Origin of the sequence: Marinobacterium sp. xm-g-59 (assembly GCF_013283315.1) — a bacterium.
Lineage (GTDB): Bacteria > Pseudomonadota > Gammaproteobacteria > Pseudomonadales > Balneatricaceae > Marinobacterium_E.
The window spans coordinates 217,185-235,776 of record NZ_WBYR01000004.1 but is presented as its reverse complement, the minus strand read 5'-3'; the positions used below and the strand labels follow the sequence as shown (position 1 = coordinate 235,776).

Genomic DNA, 18,592 nt, shown 5'->3' with positions numbered 1-18,592 from the left:
CCGCAAACAGGTTACTCGCCTGGGGATTCCCTTTCGACCCGAGCATCCGTATGAGACTCATGCTCGATTAGCGGGCTTTAATACTACATCAAGTCTACAGGCGTGCCCAAAAACTGCTTTTACGCCCATGCGCTGACTGCAATTGTTGCACGAATGCGTGATGCTCCAGCAGAGGGTCGAACACCTTGATTCGCCCGGCCAGCGCTTCCAGCTTTTTAAAATAGCGCGCGCCATGGCCGTAAGCCTTGCTACGCCCCTGCATTAAGATATCCAGCAACAGGGCGCGATAACAGGCCGTGGCCGCCAGATCGCAACCCTCTTTTTCAAAAGCCTTCGCCAGCCGCAACACATTGTTATAAAGACACTCCACCAGTTCCTGATGGCGCGACAAAACCAGGGCCTGGGCACGATCGGTCTGCCCCAGGTTTAATAACAGCTCGGTACTTCGCAGTAGATTGCCGCCCTGCTCAGCTTTTGCTGTTGCTTCATCACAGGCGTCTGATTTCTCCTCCTCGTCCAGCACCTCCAGGTAGCGCTTGAAACTGGCATGGCTTTGCTGGGCCTGGAAAAGCTGATAGCGAACTTGTTTGAGCTGTTGCCGGTCGCCCATTTGCGCATAGACCTTATCCAGCAATTCCAGGCGATCATGCTCGAAACGGCTTTCCCATGCCTGATTCAGATAGCGCATCGCCGCTTCCGGCTGCTCATACTGCAAAAAGTTTTCACAAATATCCTTCATTTGCAGACTATTAGGCTGGGGTGAGCGAATCAGGATTGACCGTTCGTACAGGGCCGGATCCTGCAACGCCTGCGCAATCGCCCCCATGGCCACGCCGTTGGCTAAAGCAGTAAAATTGGCTTTGCCTGCTTGTTCCGGGGTTTTTAATGCCTTACGCAACGCGCTCTCGTAACGCCAGGCCAGTTGCTTCAATTGATCCCGGGTCAACAGCAGCTGTGCATTGGGCAACAGCGGATCCAGCGATCAACATCAAGCACAACAAATAACGACCAAAGGCAGTTTACAGTCTCGCTTATTGGCTAGTCTGCCGTTTGCTCCGACCGGCGCTCAGCAGCGCGTGGTTAGCGAGATAACAGCCGACCTGGCGCAACCGCACCCAATGATGCGGTTGGTTCAGGGCGATGTAGGCTCAGGCAAAACCCTGGTTGCAGCCATGGCGGCCGCTTTGGTACTCGAACAAGGGTTACAGGTCGCCCTCATGGCACCGACAGAGTTACTTGCCGAACAACATGCCATCAACCTGGCCAGTTGGTTTGAGCCGTTGGGCATTAAACTCGCCTGGTTAGCGGGCAAACAGAAAACAAAAGTCCGAAATCAGGCGCTGGAGCAGATCGCAACTGGTGACGCGCAATTGATTGTGGGTACGCACGCTATCTTTCAGGAGCAGGTGCAATTTAAACAGTTGGCATTGGTGATTGTTGATGAACAGCACCGATTCGGAGTGCACCAACGCTTGGCACTGCGTGAAAAAGGGGGACAGGGTGCCAATTACCCTCACCAACTGATTATGACGGCAACGCCGATCCCGCGGACACTGGCGATGACGGCATACGCCGATCTGGATACCTCTGTTATTGATGAACTGCCACCGGGTAGAACGCCTGTGACAACGGTTGCGGTGCCTGATACCCGTCGAAACGAGGTCATTGAACGTGTCAGTCAGGCTTGCCTCGACGGTAAACAGGCTTATTGGGTCTGTACCCTGATTGAAGAGTCAGAAGTACTGCAATGTCAGGCCGCAGAGGATACAGCAGCAACGCTGCAGGCATTACTCCCTCAGATTCGTGTTGGTCTGGTCCATGGCAGAATGAAAGCCGATGAGAAACAGACGGTCATGGCGAGCTTTAAAGCGGGTGAGATAGACCTGCTAGTCGCCACAACTGTGATTGAAGTCGGCGTTGACGTGCCAAACTCAAGCCTGATGATCATTGAAAACCCTGAGCGACTTGGCTTGGCACAATTGCACCAGTTACGGGGACGGGTTGGGCGTGGCAGCGTCAGCAGCCACTGCGTATTGCTCTATCACGCGCCACTGTCTGACACTGCAACCAAACGCCTTGGCGTTCTGCGCCAAACCAATGATGGATTTCAGATCGCACAGCATGACCTTGAGATCCGCGGCCCCGGCGAACTATTAGGCACCCGACAAACCGGCCTCGCCCAGATGAAAGTCGCCGATCTCAGTCGGGATCAGGGCTTAATCCCTTCAGCACAACAGTTAGCGCAACGCATTGTGAAAGATCACCCCCAATTAGTTGTTCCCCTCCAGCAACGCTGGTTGCCCTACCAACTGCAGTATGGTTCGGTTTAATCCAGAGTCACCCTATTTACTTTTTTTCACATTTCACATCTAATCTAGCCACAATAGGACATAATCAATTAAAGTCATTCGAAAGAAATGACTTATTTTTCCAATGCATGCGGGGATAAGAATGGTGAAACGGATACTCCTGATGGGAGCGATGTGGTTGTGCGCTGCGACCGCATCCGCTGCCGAAGCTTACGACTTCCCTTTTACTGACCCCTTCAAGGCGACAGTATTTGGCACCCCCGAAGCCTACAAAGCAGAACTGCCTGCGCTCGAAGACATCAACCGTGAAGTGTACGGAATAGACCTGTTCCCAGAGCAGGATGCACTAGATGTATTCTGGTATCACGAAGAGTTTCAATACTCAGTGGTCTATCAGGAAAAACCTGCGCCACTGGTTTTTTCTATCGCAGGTACGGGCGGTAAGTTCGACGGCGGTAAAATGAAAGCGCTGGAGCGTGCTTTTTATAAAGCGGGCTACAACGTTATCTCAATTACCTCACCCACCCATGCAAACTTTATCGTCGCGGCATCAGAGATGAAAATTCCTGGCTACCTGGAAAAAGATGCTGCCGAAATATACAGCGTGATGCAGAAAACGCTGGCACATGCGCAAAATGAGCTTGGCGACAAGCTGCAAGTTACCGACTACTACTTGACGGGGTACAGCCTGGGTGGCGCACACTCAGCGTTTGTCAGTAAGCTGGACGAAGAGAAGAAGGTCTTTAACTTCAAGAAAGTGTTTATCGTGAACCCCCCGGTTAGTCTCTATAACTCAGTCATTAAACTGGACGGTTATGTTGAATCTGTCGGAACCGAGGGTATTAAAAATACAGTCAACAGCATCTTTACCCGGCTTGGCGAAAACGTCTCTAACGCCGAACGGGTGGAGCTTTCAGAAGAGTTCCTCTACAGTATGTTTGTTAAAGCCGGGGTCAATGACGCCGAACTGGCACAATTGATTGGTTTAGCCTTCCGCATCAGTTCAACAGATATGATTTTTGCAATTGACGTCATGCAAAACTGGGGCGCTCTAACCTACAAAAATCACAAGATTGGCAAGTTTGAAAGCATTAGCCATAGCTTTGCTCGTGGCTCTCAAATTGGTTTTCTGACCTATTTTGAGCGCGCCATGATCCCAATTTTTTCTGAAAAAGAGCCAGGACTGGATCGCGCCCAAATGATCGATCGCCTGAGCCTTACCAGCTTAGCTGGCTACCTGATGAACTCAGAAAAAATTGCTGTAGTCACCAACTCTGATGACATTATCCTGACCAGCCCGGACCTTGCTTTTCTCACCAAAACCTTTGGTGACAGAGCGAAGATATTCCCCTACGGTGGCCATTGCGGCAACATGGACGAAAAAGTCTGGGTTGACCACATGCTGGCTTTCTTCGCGTCAGATATATAAGCAGGGAGCTAGCAATCATGATGACTTTAAAACAATTTAGAAACCTGTCACTGGCAACTCTGGCTTTACTGCTGGGTGCCTGTAGTGCGACTCCCGAGCTCGAGGCTGATGCGATAGAACCTGTGCTGCCAATGCCGGAAAACCTCGCCGAAAACGGGATTTCAAAAAATAATGACCCGTGGGAAGGCTTTAACCGCCGCTCCTACTACTTCAATGCCAAGGCTGATCAATATGTGATCCTGCCTGTTGTTAGCGGCTACCAGTGGATCACTCCTGAACTTGTACAAGATGGTGTAACTAACTTCTTCAGTAACCTGGGGGAGATCACCACCTTTATGAACTCTGTTCTGCAGTTCAAGGGTGAGCGCGCTATGACAACCGCTTTTCGCTTTGCCACCAACACCACCATCGGGCTGCTCGGGGTTTGGGACCCGGCCACTAAGATGGGTGTATACAAAGAGAAAGAGGATTTTGGTCAGACACTTGGCTATTGGGGCGTAAACTCAGGCCCATATTTGGTGATCCCTCTGCTGGGGCCTTCAAGTGCCAGAGACGGATTCGGCACCCTGGTTGATACGCTGGTCTACAACGCGCTTATCAGCGAATTGGATATGAAAACCGAGGAAGAGCTCGCGCTCTCCTTGCTACGAGCTATTGATGCCCGTAAGAATGTCCCATTCCGTTATTACGGCTCAGGCTCAGCATTTGAGTACGAAATGATCCGGTTCCTCTACTTCCGGGCCAGAGAAATCGCCGTTCAAAGGTAGATGTTAAAACTTGCTGTTAACGTATAGGAAGAATAAACGCCCTTTTCACCCAAGTCCAACAGCTTTGGACCGCAGTTGACTCTTTCGACACCCCTGCGATGCAACCCAATCCGGCTGACGGGGAGCCAGCAACGCTGAAAATTTACCCTCCTCTTTCCCACTAGCGGCTCCTTTTCCGACAACCAGCACGGCGGATCCCTGCCGCGGCGCTGTGAACGCAGCATTTTGATTGGTATCGTTGGCCTTCAGGCTCGTCAGTCAAACAGACCCAGGAGCAGCTCAGCCGGTGGCGCCCGGCTTTCGGGTAACGCCCTGGTCCCGCTGGTTTCGGCTTTGTGCTTCAGGTGATCAAGGATCTGCTTGATCACTATAGGGTCTTCAATGCAGGCGATGACTTTCATGGCGCCGCCGCAGCCGCTGCAGGTCTCGATGTCGATATTGAAAACACGCTTGAGCCCTTGCGCCCATGTCATCGACGCTCGCCGTTGTGCTGGTGTTGCCGGTTCATCAGCCACCCTGACCTTGTTGCCCCTGCCCCGTTTTGCCGGCGTGACCAACGCCCGGTGCCGACTGTTGGGTGCGAACACCCCGTGGAAGCGGGTTAGGTTGACTCTGGGCTTCGGTACCAGGGCGGCCAGCCTTGCAATGAAATCCAATGGTTCGAAAATGACGTGCGTGGTGCCGTCCCGGTACGGCGTCTTGAGCTGGTAGCGCACGTTGCCGCCTCGTGTTAACGACAGCCGCTTCTCGGATACCGCCGGGCGGCTGATGTACCGGCACAGCCGTTCGAGCTTCTTGCGTTCATCGGCCCTGGCCGCCACGCCGGCGTGCAGGCTGAACCCGGCTACCTTGCCAATCCCGTCACCGAACGGATCACCACTGGTCGGCAGAGTTTGCAAAGTGAACACCTTTCGCCCCGCCTGTGAACCGACAGCGATACGGTAAGTGATCGAGTGCCCCAGCAGGGGTGTCATCGGGTCGTCATCCACCGCATCCGAGGCCAGATAGCTGTTTTCGACATCCCGTTCCAGCAGGCCTTGCCGTTCCAGATAGCGACCCACCCGGTGGGCGATGGTGTGCGTCAGCTGGGTGAGCTCTGGGCTGGTCGGCGCCTTGACCCAGCGGAAACGCGCTGAGCCGTGGGATTGCTCGACATACACACCGTCGAGAAACAGCATGTGGAAGTGAACATTCAGATTGAGCGCCGATCCAAAACGCTGGATCAGGGTGACCGCGCCCGTCTTGGCCACTACGTATAGGAAGAATAAACGCCCTTTTCACCCAAGTCCAACAGCTTTGGACCGCAGTTGACTCTTTCGACACCCCTGCGATGCAACCCAATCCGGCTGACGGGGAGCCAGCAACGCTGAAAATTTACCCTCCTCTTTCCCACTAGCGGCTCCTTTTCCGACAACCAGCACGGCGGATCCCTGCCGCGGCGCTGTGAACGCAGCATTTTGATTGGTATCGTTGGCCTTCAGGCTCGTCAGTCAAACAGACCCAGGAGCAGCTCAGCCGGTGGCGCCCGGCTTTCGGGTAACGCCCTGGTCCCGCTGGTTTCGGCTTTGTGCTTCAGGTGATCAAGGATCTGCTTGATCACTATAGGGTCTTCAATGCAGGCGATGACTTTCATGGCGCCGCCGCAGCCGCTGCAGGTCTCGATGTCGATATTGAAAACACGCTTGAGCCCTTGCGCCCATGTCATCGACGCTCGCCGTTGTGCTGGTGTTGCCGGTTCATCAGCCACCCTGACCTTGTTGCCCCTGCCCCGTTTTGCCGGCGTGACCAACGCCCGGTGCCGACTGTTGGGTGCGAACACCCCGTGGAAGCGGGTTAGGTTGACTCTGGGCTTCGGTACCAGGGCGGCCAGCCTTGCAATGAAATCCAATGGTTCGAAAATGACGTGCGTGGTGCCGTCCCGGTACGGCGTCTTGAGCTGGTAGCGCACGTTGCCGCCTCGTGTTAACGACAGCCGCTTCTCGGATACCGCCGGGCGGCTGATGTACCGGCACAGCCGTTCGAGCTTCTTGCGTTCATCGGCCCTGGCCGCCACGCCGGCGTGCAGGCTGAACCCGGCTACCTTGCCAATCCCGTCACCGAACGGATCACCACTGGTCGGCAGAGTTTGCAAAGTGAACACCTTTCGCCCCGCCTGTGAACCGACAGCGATACGGTAAGTGATCGAGTGCCCCAGCAGGGGTGTCATCGGGTCGTCATCCACCGCATCCGAGGCCAGATAGCTGTTTTCGACATCCCGTTCCAGCAGGCCTTGCCGTTCCAGATAGCGACCCACCCGGTGGGCGATGGTGTGCGTCAGCTGGGTGAGCTCTGGGCTGGTCGGCGCCTTGACCCAGCGGAAACGCGCTGAGCCGTGGGATTGCTCGACATACACACCGTCGAGAAACAGCATGTGGAAGTGAACATTCAGATTGAGCGCCGATCCAAAACGCTGGATCAGGGTGACCGCGCCCGTCTTGGCCACTTGGTGGGTATGGCCCGCTTTCTTGACCAGGTGCGTGGCAATGACGCGGTAAACGATGCCCAGCACCCGCCCCATGATCTCGGGCCGGCTGGCAAACAGGAAACGCAGCTGAAACGGGAAACTCAACACCCACTGACGCATGGGTTGTTCAGGCAGTACTTCATCAACCAGCAAGGCGGCACTTTCGGCCATCCGCCGCGCCCCACAGCTCGGGCAGAAACCGCGACGCTTACAGCTGAAAGCGACCAGGTGCTCGGCGTGGCAAGACTCGCAGCGAACCCGTAGAAAGCCATGCTCCAGCCGCCCGCATTGGAGAAATTCTTCAAATTCCCGTTGCACATAGCCCGGCAATTCCTTTCCCTGCTCTGCCATAAGCGCAGCGAATGCCGGGTAATACTCGTCAACGATCTGATAGAGAAGGGTTTGCTCGGGTCGGTGGCTCTGGTAACGACCAGTATCCCGATCCCGGCTGGCCGTCCTGGCCGCCACATGAGGCATGTTCCGCGTCCTTGCAATACTGTGTTTACATACAGTCTATCGCTTAGCGGAAAGTTCTTTTACCCTCAGCCGAAATGCCTGCCGTTGCTAGACATTGCCAGCCAGTGCCCGTCACTCCCACTCAATGGTTGCAGGTGGTTTGCTCGAAACATCGTATGTCACACGAGAGACCTGCGGAATTTCGTTGATGATACGGCTAGAGACTGTTTCAAGCAGTTCATAAGGTAGGTGAGCCCAACGAGCGGTCATGAAGTCGATCGTTTCAACGGCACGAATCGCAATGACCCATTCGTAACGGCGGCCATCACCCACAACCCCTACGGACTTAACGGGTAGGAATACGGCAAAGGCTTGGCTCGTTTTATGGTACCAATCCGCTTTATGCAGCTCTTCGATAAAGATCGCATCCGCTTCACGAAGAATGTCGGCATACTCTTTCTTAACTTCACCCAAAATACGAACACCGAGACCAGGGCCTGGGAAGGGGTGACGGTAGACCATATCGTAGGGAAGACCCAGTTCAAGACCGATCTTGCGAACTTCGTCTTTAAACAGTTCACGCAGTGGCTCAACCAACTCAAATGCCATATCTTCAGGAAGACCACCCACGTTGTGGTGCGACTTGATCACATGCGCCTTGCCGGTCTTCGAGGCAGCCGACTCAATCACATCCGGGTAGATGGTGCCCTGAGCCAAGAAGCGACACTCAGTTAGTTTAGCCGCCTCATCATCAAATACTTCAATGAAGGTATTACCGATAATCTTACGTTTCTTCTCAGGATCCGCTTCACCTTTAAGACGACCCAAGAAGAGATCTTCAGAATCAGAACGAATAACACGAACACCCATGTTGTTCGCAAACATCTCCATGACCTGATCGCCCTCGTTCTTGCGAAGAAGTCCGTTATCAACAAAGACACAGGTCAGCTTATCGCCGATCGCTTTATGCAGAAGCGCTGCAACCACAGAGGAATCGACACCTCCCGATAGGCCAAGCAATACTTTATTGTCACCCACCTGAGCTTGAACACGCTCAACCAGATCCGCAATGATATTGGCCGGCGTCCAAAGTGCTTCAGTACCACAGATGTCACGGACAAAACGCTCAAGAATACGCAGACCCTGTTTCGTATGAGTCACCTCTGGGTGGAACTGCACGCCGTAAAGTTGACGAGCAGGATCACACATAGCGGCAACAGGTGCTGATTCAGTCGCAGCGATGATTGAGAAACCCTCAGGTAACTCAACGACCTTATCGCCGTGGCTCATCCAGACATCCAACGACATGACACCGTTGTTTGCCATATGATCTTCGATACCTTCAAGTAGACGACTGGCGTTATCCATCAAACGGACACGTGCATAACCGAATTCACGTTCGTCCGACGAAGCCACTTTACCGCCAAGCTGTTCTGCCATGGTCTGCATGCCGTAACAGATACCCAAAACCGGAATACCCAGATCGAAAACCACCTGTGGAGCACGTGGCGAATCCAACTCCGTCACAGACTCAGGACCACCGGCTAGAATGATACCCTTTGGATTGAAGGCACGAATGTCAGCTTCGTCCATATCCCAAGCATAGATCTCAGAGTAGACGCCGATTTCACGAACACGACGTGCGATCAACTGGGTGTACTGCGATCCAAAATCTAGAATAAGTATGCGTTGCGAATGGATATCTTGGCTCATTTCTTTCTGATTCCAACTGCGGGCAAGCTGCCCTTAAAACTAAAAATGGGGCAACCTGAGTTACCCCACTGAAATTCTAACTATCGAGTCTTAACCGACGCGGTAGTTTGGTGCCTCTTTAGTGATGCTGACATCGTGCACGTGGCTCTCGCTCATACCTGCATTGGTAATACGAACAAACTCTGGTTTAGTGCGCATGGTGTCGATATCACCTGAACCGGTGTAACCCATAGAGGCGCGAAGACCACCCATCAACTGGTGTACAACGCCTGCCAGCGGACCTTTCGAAGGTACACGACCTTCGATGCCTTCTGGTACAAGCTTATCTTCACCCGCTTTCGCATCTTGGAAGTAGCGGTCTGAAGAGCCAGTTGATCCTGACATCGCACCTAAAGAACCCATACCACGGTATGACTTAAATGCACGGCCTTGGAACAGCTCAACTTCACCTGGCGCTTCATCAGTACCGGCAAGCATAGAGCCCACCATGACGGCAGAGGCGCCCGCAACAATCGCTTTGGAGATATCACCCGAGAAACGGATACCACCGTCAGCAATCAGAGGCACGCCACGCTCAGCCATCGCCGCAGCCACATTGGCTACCGCACTGATCTGTGGCACACCGATACCTGCGACGATACGTGTCGTACAGATAGAACCAGGGCCGATACCTACTTTAACGCCGTCAGCACCCGCATCCGCTAACGCGATGGCAGCATCTGCTGTTGCGATGTTACCGCCGATCACCTGTACATCTGGGAAGTTCTGTTTAACCCAACGAACACGATCAATAACACCTTTTGAGTGACCGTGTGCCGTATCAACAACAATGACATCGGCACCCGCTTCAGCCAGTGCTGCAACGCGAGCTTCTGTATCCGCACCAGTACCTACCGCAGCACCTACCAGTAGACGACCGCGAGAATCTTTAGCCGCATTAGGGTAAGCCTGCGCCTTGTTCATATCTTTAACCGTCACCATACCGGTCAGTTGGTACTGCTCGTTTACGGTTAGAAGTTTCTCGATACGGTGTTTACGCAGAAGGTCAGAGATCTCTTTGTGAGTCGCATCTTCACCCACCGTCACTAGACGCTCTTTGGGTGTCATGATGTTAGAGACTGGGGTGTCTAGGTTCTCTTCAAAGCGAACATCACGGCTAGTGACGATACCGACTAGGTCGCCGTTCTCAACAACAGGAAAACCAGAGAAGCCCACTTCACGAGACAGCGCGATGATTTCACGAACCGTTGTAGTCGGCTGACAAGTGACTGGATCAGTAACAACACCCGCCTCGAACTTTTTCACTCGGCGAACATTTTCAGCCTGCTGTTCGATGGTTAAGTTTTTATGAATGATGCCGATACCACCCTCTTGCGCCATAGCAATCGCAAGACGAGATTCAGTCACGGTATCCATCGCCGCAGAAACCAGTGGGATGTTGAGTTCGATACCCTTGGTCAGACGTGTTTTCAAACTAACGGCGTTAGGCAACACTTCTGAATAAGCGGGAACGAGAAGTACATCATCAAAGGTCAAAGCCTCTTCAACAATTCGTAACATTCTAAAAAACCTGTCTAAATGGGCAAAAAATTAGCCCAATACATTACTAAAATTCGCCTTTTTTATCAATCTAAAGTCGCAGTAAATAGCGGCATTTTTCACCCTTTTTTCTGCGCCGCACAATAGGATTTTTTCTGTTAAAAAGAAGCAACAACCGCTAGCATGACCGGATGAATGTTCAAACCTCTTCAAATCGAACAGCCATCGCAGTTAGCGAACTGAACAAGCAGGTAAAATCGCTGTTGGAGAACTCGTTTCTTTCGATCAGGGTCGTTGGCGAAATCAGCAACTTAGCCAAGCCAAGCTCTGGCCACTGGTACTTCACCCTTAAAGATCAGAAAGCTCAGGTTCGCTGCGCCATGTTCCGTGGTAACAATTTGCGGGTGAACTTTGCCCCCAAGGAGGGTGACCAGGTGGTTGTCACCGGACGCGTGAGTCTTTACGAAGGGCGTGGCGACTATCAGATGATCTGTAGCGCTATGGAGCAAGATGGCCAAGGGCAACTCCAAGTCCTATTCGAAAAACTAAAGCTAAAACTGCAAGCGCAAGGGCTATTTGAAGCGGACCGCAAAAAACCGATCCCTGAACACCCTAAATGCATAGGCGTGATCACCTCCCCCACTGGAGCAGCGATTCACGACATCTTGACGGTACTCAAACGTCGCTACCCTGGACTACCCGTCAGACTTTACCCAACGGCGGTTCAAGGCAATGAAGCCACTGGGCAAATTGTTAAGGCGATTGAACTGGCAAACCGCGAAGGGATCGCGGATGTACTCATTGTGGGTCGCGGTGGCGGTTCGCTTGAAGATCTCTGGCCCTTTAACGAAGAGGTCGTTGCGCTCAGTCTAGCCAACTCAAACATCCCGACCGTTTCGGCGGTCGGGCACGAAGTCGACTTCTCCATCGCCGACATGGTGGCGGATTTAAGAGCCCCTACTCCGTCAGCAGCAGCCGAATTACTCAGCCCCAATGGCGCAGAGATATTAGCCAACATCAATCGAGCTGAGCGCGCTCTTAAACAGCGGTTTGATTGGTTATTGTCAGCAAAACAGGCACAGTTAAAGAGCCTACAACAGCGGCTTAGACACCCCGGAGAGCGTATCCGCGAACAGGTTCAGCGTAGTGACGAATTGGAGCTGAGACTGCACAGCGCGATGAACCGATTGATGCGCGACAAACGCAGCCAACTCAATCAGAACCAAAGCCAGCTTAGTCGTCTCAATCCGAGTAGAACTCTTACTGCTCATCAGGAACAGGTTAAACAACTGATGAGTCGGTTAGAGAGTCTTACGAAGAGTAAAATTGATCGACGAAAGCTGGAGCTGGCTGAAAAGGTGGGCCGCCTTCAGGCCATTAGCCCGCTAGCGACGCTTGAGCGTGGCTATGCATTGGCGACGACTGATCAGCACGAGGTGATACGCGATTCACGCCAAGTTAAGGCCGGGCAGAGTATCAATATTCGACTGCAAAAAGGCTCCATCACATCAACGGTTACAGATATCCACACCGAAACCAACGATTGATAAGCACACTAATAATTAAGGGAGAGAGTATGCGATTACCCCTGTTTCTGATGACACTGTCACTGGCTCTATTCAGCCTAACTGCAAAAGCACTGCCCACAGAGTCTCGTGTACCGGGCGGTATCGCCATCGTAGACCTAGGCCTGCCCAGCAGCGAACCTGCACCTGAAGTGACGTATGACGGTTACCGAGTGATGGTTGTCGATCAAGAGGGACAGTGGACTGCCGTTGCCGGCATTAGCCTTAAGGCAACCGTTGGCAAAGCACAGGAGCTCAAATTCAGTGGCAAGACTCTAACCTTTCAATTAGACGATAAAGCCTATCCAGAACAGCGTTTGAAGATTAAGCAGCGTAAATACGTCGAACCCGACCCCAAACAGGTTGCACGTTGGAAACGAGAGTCGGCTGAGCAAAAGAGCGCCTACAAACTGTTTACCAAAAACGAAGACCCAATACTGACTTTGGCTATGCCTGCTGAAGGCCCCTACTCCAGCGCCTTTGGACTTAAACGTTTTTTCAATGATCAGCCTCGTGCACCCCACTCTGGACTGGACATTGCTGCACCCGATCGATCACCGATTAAAGCAGCGGCTAAAGGCAAAGTAACCGCCGTAGGAGATTACTTCTTCAATGGCAATACCGTGATCATCGACCATGGCCATGGCCTATCCACCATGTACTGCCACATGAGCAAAATTGACGTTAAAGTCGGTGATCAAGTCGATCTGGGACAACAGATCGGTCTGGTAGGTGCCACCGGACGAGTGACGGGACCCCACCTACACTGGGGCGTGAGTCTGAATAACCAACGCGTAGACCCACTGCTATTCGTTCAACAGTAACGAATATGTTACCCTGCGCGCCGTTCTTAAACGAAACATTTGGATAATCATGAGCGACATTACATTAGAAACAATTGAACAGCGCGCCAGCTACGGCATTGGTCGTCAGATGGGTGACCAACTGGCACAAAACGGTTTTGACGGCGTAGACATCAACGCAGTTGCCTTTGGCCTTAAAGCCTCTTTCGCCGGCGAAGCGATGCACGTAGAACCAGAAGATCTACAAGCGGCATTCAACGAGCTGACTGAACGCCTACGCGCTAAACAAGAAGCAGAAGCCAAAGAGAAAGCGGCTGCTGGCCAACAGTTCCTAGACGACAACGCAAAGCGTGATGAAGTAACAGTGACTGAATCGGGTCTGCAATACGAAATCCTATCGGCAGGTGATGCGGATGCTGAGAAGCCAACAACGGCTAACAAAGTACGCGTTCACTACCACGGCACATTCACAGACGGTTCTGTCTTCGACAGCTCTGTCGAGCGCGGTCAACCGATCGAATTCCCAGTGACGGGTGTAATCGCAGGTTGGACTGAAGCCCTTCAATTGATGCCTAAAGGCTCTAAATGGCGCCTATTCATCCCTTACAATCTAGCCTACGGTGCGCAAGGCTCTCCGGGTGGCATCCCTCCTTACTCAACGCTTCTTTTCGACGTTGAGCTACTGGACGTTCTGTAAGCGATGAGCTTGCACTTTCATCGAAGCGGTTCTGGTGAACCGCTTTTGATGTTACACGGCCTATTCGGCAGCTGGGAAAATCTTGGCGGTCCCATCAAAGCACTGCAACAGCAGTTTGATATCATCGCTCCCGACATGCTTAACCATGGCCGCTCTCCTCAGGTTGATCAGTTTAACTACAGCACCTTTGCAGACTCCGTCCTGGCACTGGCTGACCAACTGGGGTTACAGCAATTTAATCTGCTAGGACACTCTATGGGCGGAAAGATCGCCATGGAGCTAGCACTAAACCAACCCGAAAGAGTCTCACGATTAATCGTGGTTGATATTGCCCCCGTGCAATACCCTCACCACCACACAGATGTGTTCAAAGGACTTAAACAGGTCCCATTGAACGCGATCAAAAGCCGAACTGAGGCTGATCAACACCTAAGTCAACACATTGACAGCGCCAGTATCCGAGCATTTCTGCTGAAGAACCTCTATCGCACCGAGGCGGGCTTTGATTGGAGAATGAACTTAGAGGCACTTGAGCGCGAGTATGATCAGATCGCAAGCCCAATGAGTGAGGGTGAATACCTAGGCCCAACCCTTTTCATCAAAGGCAGCGAATCAGACTACATCAAACCTGAATACCAAAACGAGGTGGTTAAACGCTTCCCCAAAGTACAGCTAAGAATCATCGAAGGAACTGGGCACTGGCCACATGCAGAGAAGCCTGCGCTGTTTACAAAAATCGTTGAGCGGTTTTTACAATCCTAACTGTACCAGATCTAACTCATCTGATTCACCGACCTCTGAAGAGATAGCCCCCAACAAAGGCGCCGGTACTACTCGATGTAACCAATCCACAGACTGCTGTTCAACCTCACTCTGAATATGCGAAACAACCCAGCCGGCCAAAGTGAGACCGTCACGACGGATAGCTTCCAGAGTTAACAAGGTCTGATTGATCGCATTCTCATTTAGACTGACGACCAATATCACTGGAAAGCCCAAAGCCTGGGCGACGCTAGCCATCGACTCGCGATCATTGATTGGCGCCCGCCATCCACTGACTCCCTCGACCAATGCCAGGTTGACCGAACGCATTAGTGCGCCGCTCATGTAGGCCTTAATTCGATCAGCACTCATTCTAACGTCCGCCATCTCAGCAGCAATGTGTGGCGAAGCATTTGCGGCTAGCGAGAAAGGATTGACCTGAAAATAGGAGAGCTCAATAGAGGAGCAAGCCATTAAATTTAGCGCCTCTTGACTCTTTAACTCTCCATCCACATCACTGCAGCCAGTCGCTACTGGCTTAAGACCCAGAGAGCTAAACCCTTTCTGATTAGCCTGCTTTAAAAGCGCACAACTGAATTCATTGACGGGTGAAGAGACCTCAGTGCCCGTCACAAAAAAACGCTGCTTCATACCGCGCACTGCCCCTTTCAGATTAAGTTTGAGCGACTATTTTACAGAGTTAAAAACGCTGACTAAACTAAATTTATCATAGGCAAGGAGGCCAGACTGATGTTTCAGATAGAGTCGATCGTTGAGTGGCTATTTGACTCAGCAAAATGTCCATTATGCAGACTAAGCAAACCGTTCAATGAGCCACTCTGTTTGGGTTGCTTTGCAGACCTTGCTAAAAACAGCACCCCCTGCCAGGTCTGCGCTTACCCTCTTAATCAACCAGACGAATCCTGCCCAGACTGCTATGGCGAGTGGTTTCATTTTGATACCGCACAATCACCACTGATCTACCAGTTCCCCATGCGAGAGCTATTCCAGAAGATCAAACAGGGAAAGAATCCAGAGCCCCTTTTCTGGATGAGCCAGCTGCTGGCAAAGCAGATCGATCTCTCTCGATTCGGCACCCAACCCACACTGATACCGATACCCAGTCACCCAATCGATTGTGCACTGCGTGGCTTTAATCAAGCGGAGATCATTGCCCAACATTTGAGTCGCTATTTAAAGCTCCCCCTTGATCGACAATCCCTTCAAAAAAAGCGTCGAACAGACCATCAAGCCTCACTCAATCGTGCAGAACGTAAAACCAATTTAGGTTCGACCTTCTACTGCAATCAGCCAGCGCCCAGTCACGTCCTATTGATCGATGATATTCATACCACCGGCACCACCTTTGACCGAGCATCTGAAGCACTCAAAGCAGCGGGTACGGTTTACATTGAAGCGATTAGTATTTGTAGAACGCCAGGACGATAAGACTTTTCACAAACCTTTCTTAACAGTATGGTGATGTCAGTATCAAACTAGGACAGATTGATGAACCGTATCGATGGAAAAGTAGCAATCATTACAGGCAGCACTCAAGGCTTGGGCGCAGCCATCGCACACCAATTTGCCCAAGCAGGCGCAGCAGGAATTGTTATCACCGGCCGCAACCAGATCAGAGGCAAACAGGTCTCTTCAGAGATCGCGGAACAGTATGGCATTAAAACCCATTTTGTTGCGGCTGAACTCGATCAAATAGACCAGGTTCGCAACATTGTGGCCGAGACCGATCAGCAGTTTGGACGGGTTGATCTATTGGTGAATGCGGCAGGATTAACGGATAGAGGCAACCTACTGACGACCTCTCCAGAACTGTTCGATCAAATGTTCGCCATCAACACAAAGGCGCCCTTCTTTCTCATGCAAGAGAGTGTCAAAGTGATGATTCGCGAGAAGATCAAAGGAGCCATCATCAACATTGGATCGATGTCAGAACATGCCGGACAACCTTTTCTATCCCCCTACTGCGCATCAAAAGGTGCCTTGGCGACACTCACCAGAAACTCTGGCTATGCCCTGTTAAGAAACCAAATTCGCGTCAATCAGCTCGATATAGGCTGGATGAACTCTGATCACGAGCGAGAGCTGATCGCTCAAGAGACGGGGGATGATTCATTTATTGATCGGAAAGCAGCCACCCTTCCGGCAGGCAGAATTCTTCAGACTGATGAGGTCGCTAAAGCGGTGCTATGGATGGCTTCAGAGGACAGCGGCATGATGACGGGATCCGTCATTCAGTTCGATCAAACCATTTGGGGGGCCTACGATGACGCTGCCGTTCCTGATAGACCGATTGAAGAGATGTAACTGAATGCACAGTATTGAACCGATCGGTTTCATCAAAACACCATTCAAAGAGAAGTTTGGCGCACCGCGCCAGCCTGGCCTTGCGCCCTCCGCGCAAGCTGTATTGGAGCTAGTCTCACCCTACAACGACCCTGATGCCGTTAGGGGGTTAGAGAACTGCTCTCACGTTTGGCTGATTTTTCAGTTCAGTGAGAACCTGAATGCCGGCTGGAAGCCTTTAACTCGACCACCCCGTTTAGGTGGTAACGAGAAGCTAGGCGTGTTTGCCACACGCAGCACACATAGACCTAACGCTATGGGGTTATCGGTTGTGAAACTCGACTCAATCAATACAAACCAAGGGGTTCACCTGAATCTGTCCGGCATCGACCTTGTCGATGGCACCCCGGTCTTTGATATCAAACCCTACATCCCCTACTCCGACTCAGTGCCAGATGCCGTTTACCCCGGCATGGAACAGCCCGAACCCTTGCAACAACCTATTCAATTTTCTGATCAGGCCTTAGAGGTTATCTCTAAAGAACCACAACTATCGACACTCATTGAAGAGGTCTTAAGGCAAGATCCTAGACCAGCCTTTCACTCTGATGAGACACGTATTTACGGAATCAGTTTGGAGCGCTTCAACATTCAGTTTTCGATCAGTAGAGATGCCATAGAGGTGATAGCAATTGATCAATCTTAATGTTGCCATTAAGGTTAGCCCTTATATTAGATCCATCTAATTTCACAGGATTAAACAATGAATGATGTGACATCTCGTCTAGCCCATATGCCGGTGGCTCTGTTCGCAACGGTAATGGGAATGGGTGGCTTAACCCTCGCTTGGAAAAAAGCCTCTGAGGTTCTAGGTATTACTAACCTTGTGTGGCAAGTACTGTTAGTGATTACGGCCGTTCTATTAGCAACACTGGCAATCAGCTACCTATTAAAGATGCGCCGTCATGCTCATCAGGTGATTGCCGAGTTTAATCACCCCATCAAAATCAGCTTCTTCCCTGCTTTTTCCATCGGTTTGATGCTGATCGCGGTCGCAATGGCGGAGATCATGACACCTCTGGCAACGGCCGTATGGTGGATGGGCGCTTCAATCCAACTGATCTTGACGCTCTATTTGATGAATCAATGGATACACCACGCTCGCTGGCAGGTACAACACACGACCCCTGCTTGGTTCATCCCGATTGTGGGCAACATCATTGCACCCATTGGCGGGGTTACGCTGGGCTTTACCGAGGTCAGCTGGTTCTTCTTTGCGATCGGAATAGTCTACTGGATTGTGTTAAAGGTATTAGTTTTTAACCGCATCATTTTTCACGAGCCACTCCCAGAGAAGTTACTGCCGACACTGTTTATCATGATCGCGCCGCCCGCGGTCGGATTTATTGCCTATTTGAAGCTCAATCAGGGCGTTGTCGATAACTTTGCACACATCCTCTACTACGCGGCGATGTTCTTGGTTCTGCTACTTGTGTCGCAGCTTCCACGTTTTGCAAGAATCCCCTTCTTTGTCTCTTGGTGGGCCTACTCTTTCCCAATTGCAGCCTTCACCATTGGCACACTGATCATGTTTGAGCAGAGCCAGACTCTCTTCTTCCAAACATTGAGCCACCTGATGCTGACACTGGTCTCTATTTTGCTAACGGTGTTGATTGTCAAAACGGTCAAAGCGGCTATCAAAGGATCTATTTTCCAACCCGATTGATTCCAGTCACTCCGTGCTC

Annotated in this window: 15 protein-coding genes and 2 pseudogenes; 11 read left to right on the top strand and 6 right to left on the bottom strand. The window is 51.7% G+C overall.

Annotated features, from left to right (window positions below; genetic code table 11):
* Positions 1 to 94 precede the first annotated feature (94 nt).
* Positions 95 to 967, bottom strand: coding sequence for a DUF6880 family protein (locus XMG59_RS07045; RefSeq protein WP_173498435.1), 873 nt, complete (start codon positions 965 to 967; stop codon positions 95 to 97).
* Between the two features lie 22 nt (positions 968 to 989).
* On the opposite strand from XMG59_RS07045, the pseudogene recG reads away from it, so the two are divergent.
* From recG to XMG59_RS07030, 3 genes and pseudogenes are all read left to right on the top strand, one after another.
* Positions 990 to 2,330: pseudogene (gene recG, locus XMG59_RS07040) on the top strand (ATP-dependent DNA helicase RecG); the annotation flags it as partial.
* A gap of 142 nt (positions 2,331 to 2,472) precedes the next feature.
* Positions 2,473 to 3,738 (top strand): alpha/beta hydrolase, encoded by a 1,266-nt coding sequence (locus tag XMG59_RS07035; protein WP_173498433.1) that lies wholly within the window; start codon positions 2,473 to 2,475, stop codon positions 3,736 to 3,738.
* 17 nt (positions 3,739 to 3,755) lie between these two features.
* On the top strand, positions 3,756 to 4,505 hold the full coding sequence (locus tag XMG59_RS07030) for a VacJ family lipoprotein (protein ID WP_173498432.1): 750 nt from the start codon (positions 3,756 to 3,758) through the stop codon (positions 4,503 to 4,505).
* 254 nt (positions 4,506 to 4,759) lie between these two features.
* Here XMG59_RS07030 and XMG59_RS07020 read toward each other — a convergent pair.
* From XMG59_RS07020 to guaB, 4 genes and pseudogenes are all read right to left on the bottom strand, one after another.
* Positions 4,760 to 5,755: pseudogene (locus tag XMG59_RS07020) on the bottom strand (IS91-like element ISVsa3 family transposase); the annotation flags it as partial.
* Positions 5,756 to 5,991: 236 nt separating this feature from the next.
* Positions 5,992 to 7,485: an IS91-like element ISVsa3 family transposase gene (locus XMG59_RS07010; protein WP_173498430.1), complete on the bottom strand. Its 1,494-nt coding sequence runs from the start codon at positions 7,483 to 7,485 to the stop codon at positions 5,992 to 5,994.
* Positions 7,486 to 7,596: 111 nt separating this feature from the next.
* Complete coding sequence (gene guaA, locus XMG59_RS07005; RefSeq protein ID WP_173483014.1) at positions 7,597 to 9,177, bottom strand: glutamine-hydrolyzing GMP synthase; 1,581 nt, start codon at positions 9,175 to 9,177, stop codon at positions 7,597 to 7,599.
* Between the two features lie 90 nt (positions 9,178 to 9,267).
* Positions 9,268 to 10,737: an IMP dehydrogenase gene (gene guaB / locus XMG59_RS07000; protein ID WP_173481199.1), complete on the bottom strand. Its 1,470-nt coding sequence runs from the start codon at positions 10,735 to 10,737 to the stop codon at positions 9,268 to 9,270.
* A gap of 170 nt (positions 10,738 to 10,907) precedes the next feature.
* Here guaB and xseA point away from each other — a divergent pair, with 170 nt between their 5' ends.
* Genes xseA through XMG59_RS06980 form a run of 4 tightly spaced genes read left to right on the top strand, consistent with a single transcriptional unit; the run spans position 10,908 to position 14,543 of the window.
* On the top strand, positions 10,908 to 12,263 hold the full coding sequence (gene xseA / locus XMG59_RS06995) for an exodeoxyribonuclease VII large subunit (protein ID WP_173481200.1): 1,356 nt from the start codon (positions 10,908 to 10,910) through the stop codon (positions 12,261 to 12,263).
* Positions 12,264 to 12,292: 29 nt separating this feature from the next.
* Complete coding sequence (locus tag XMG59_RS06990; RefSeq protein WP_173481201.1) at positions 12,293 to 13,105, top strand: peptidoglycan DD-metalloendopeptidase family protein; 813 nt, start codon at positions 12,293 to 12,295, stop codon at positions 13,103 to 13,105.
* 49 nt (positions 13,106 to 13,154) lie between these two features.
* A complete protein-coding gene (locus XMG59_RS06985) occupies positions 13,155 to 13,781 on the top strand; it encodes an FKBP-type peptidyl-prolyl cis-trans isomerase (protein WP_173481202.1) in 627 nt (208 codons plus the stop codon).
* A gap of 3 nt (positions 13,782 to 13,784) precedes the next feature.
* Positions 13,785 to 14,543, top strand: a complete 759-nt coding sequence (locus XMG59_RS06980; protein WP_173498429.1) for an alpha/beta fold hydrolase — start codon at positions 13,785 to 13,787, stop codon at positions 14,541 to 14,543.
* On the opposite strand, the gene bioD is transcribed toward XMG59_RS06980, so the two are convergent.
* A complete protein-coding gene (gene bioD, locus XMG59_RS06975; RefSeq protein ID WP_173498428.1) occupies positions 14,532 to 15,194 on the bottom strand; it encodes a dethiobiotin synthase in 663 nt (220 codons plus the stop codon). The genes XMG59_RS06980 and bioD overlap by 12 nt on opposite strands.
* Before the next feature lie 99 nt (positions 15,195 to 15,293).
* Between bioD and XMG59_RS06970 the strand changes: the two genes are divergently transcribed.
* From XMG59_RS06970 to XMG59_RS06955, 4 genes are read left to right on the top strand one after another with little or no spacing between them, the layout of a single operon-like run.
* On the top strand, positions 15,294 to 15,992 hold the full coding sequence (locus XMG59_RS06970; protein WP_173481205.1) for a ComF family protein: 699 nt from the start codon (positions 15,294 to 15,296) through the stop codon (positions 15,990 to 15,992).
* A gap of 60 nt (positions 15,993 to 16,052) precedes the next feature.
* On the top strand, positions 16,053 to 16,868 hold the full coding sequence (locus XMG59_RS06965) for an SDR family oxidoreductase (protein ID WP_173481206.1): 816 nt from the start codon (positions 16,053 to 16,055) through the stop codon (positions 16,866 to 16,868).
* Positions 16,869 to 16,872: 4 nt separating this feature from the next.
* Entirely contained in the window at positions 16,873 to 17,553 is a 681-nt protein-coding gene (gene tsaA, locus XMG59_RS06960) for a tRNA (N6-threonylcarbamoyladenosine(37)-N6)-methyltransferase TrmO (RefSeq protein ID WP_173498427.1), read from the top strand.
* Between the two features lie 57 nt (positions 17,554 to 17,610).
* Positions 17,611 to 18,573 (top strand): SLAC1 anion channel family protein, encoded by a 963-nt coding sequence (locus XMG59_RS06955; RefSeq protein ID WP_173494912.1) that lies wholly within the window; start codon positions 17,611 to 17,613, stop codon positions 18,571 to 18,573.
* The last annotated feature ends 19 nt before the right edge of the window (positions 18,574 to 18,592 follow it).

Excerpts from the sequence above, each read along its gene's own strand:
- guaA (WP_173483014.1), bottom strand. The coding sequence starts at position 9,177 with ATGAGCCAAGATATCCATTCGCAACGCATACTTATTCTAGATTTTGGA.
- XMG59_RS06990 (WP_173481201.1), top strand. The coding sequence starts at position 12,293 with ATGCGATTACCCCTGTTTCTGATGACACTGTCACTGGCTCTATTCAGC.
- XMG59_RS06985 (WP_173481202.1), top strand. The coding sequence starts at position 13,155 with ATGAGCGACATTACATTAGAAACAATTGAACAGCGCGCCAGCTACGGC.
- XMG59_RS07030 (WP_173498432.1), top strand. The coding sequence starts at position 3,756 with ATGATGACTTTAAAACAATTTAGAAACCTGTCACTGGCAACTCTGGCT.
- XMG59_RS06955 (WP_173494912.1), top strand. The coding sequence starts at position 17,611 with ATGAATGATGTGACATCTCGTCTAGCCCATATGCCGGTGGCTCTGTTC.
- XMG59_RS06980 (WP_173498429.1), top strand. The coding sequence starts at position 13,785 with ATGAGCTTGCACTTTCATCGAAGCGGTTCTGGTGAACCGCTTTTGATG.
- tsaA (WP_173498427.1), top strand. The coding sequence starts at position 16,873 with ATGCACAGTATTGAACCGATCGGTTTCATCAAAACACCATTCAAAGAG.
- XMG59_RS07010 (WP_173498430.1), bottom strand. The coding sequence starts at position 7,485 with ATGCCTCATGTGGCGGCCAGGACGGCCAGCCGGGATCGGGATACTGGT.
- XMG59_RS07035 (WP_173498433.1), top strand. The coding sequence starts at position 2,473 with ATGGGAGCGATGTGGTTGTGCGCTGCGACCGCATCCGCTGCCGAAGCT.
- xseA (WP_173481200.1), top strand. The coding sequence starts at position 10,908 with ATGAATGTTCAAACCTCTTCAAATCGAACAGCCATCGCAGTTAGCGAA.
- bioD (WP_173498428.1), bottom strand. The coding sequence starts at position 15,194 with ATGAAGCAGCGTTTTTTTGTGACGGGCACTGAGGTCTCTTCACCCGTC.
- XMG59_RS06970 (WP_173481205.1), top strand. The coding sequence starts at position 15,294 with ATGTTTCAGATAGAGTCGATCGTTGAGTGGCTATTTGACTCAGCAAAA.
- guaB (WP_173481199.1), bottom strand. The coding sequence starts at position 10,737 with ATGTTACGAATTGTTGAAGAGGCTTTGACCTTTGATGATGTACTTCTC.
- XMG59_RS06965 (WP_173481206.1), top strand. The coding sequence starts at position 16,053 with ATGAACCGTATCGATGGAAAAGTAGCAATCATTACAGGCAGCACTCAA.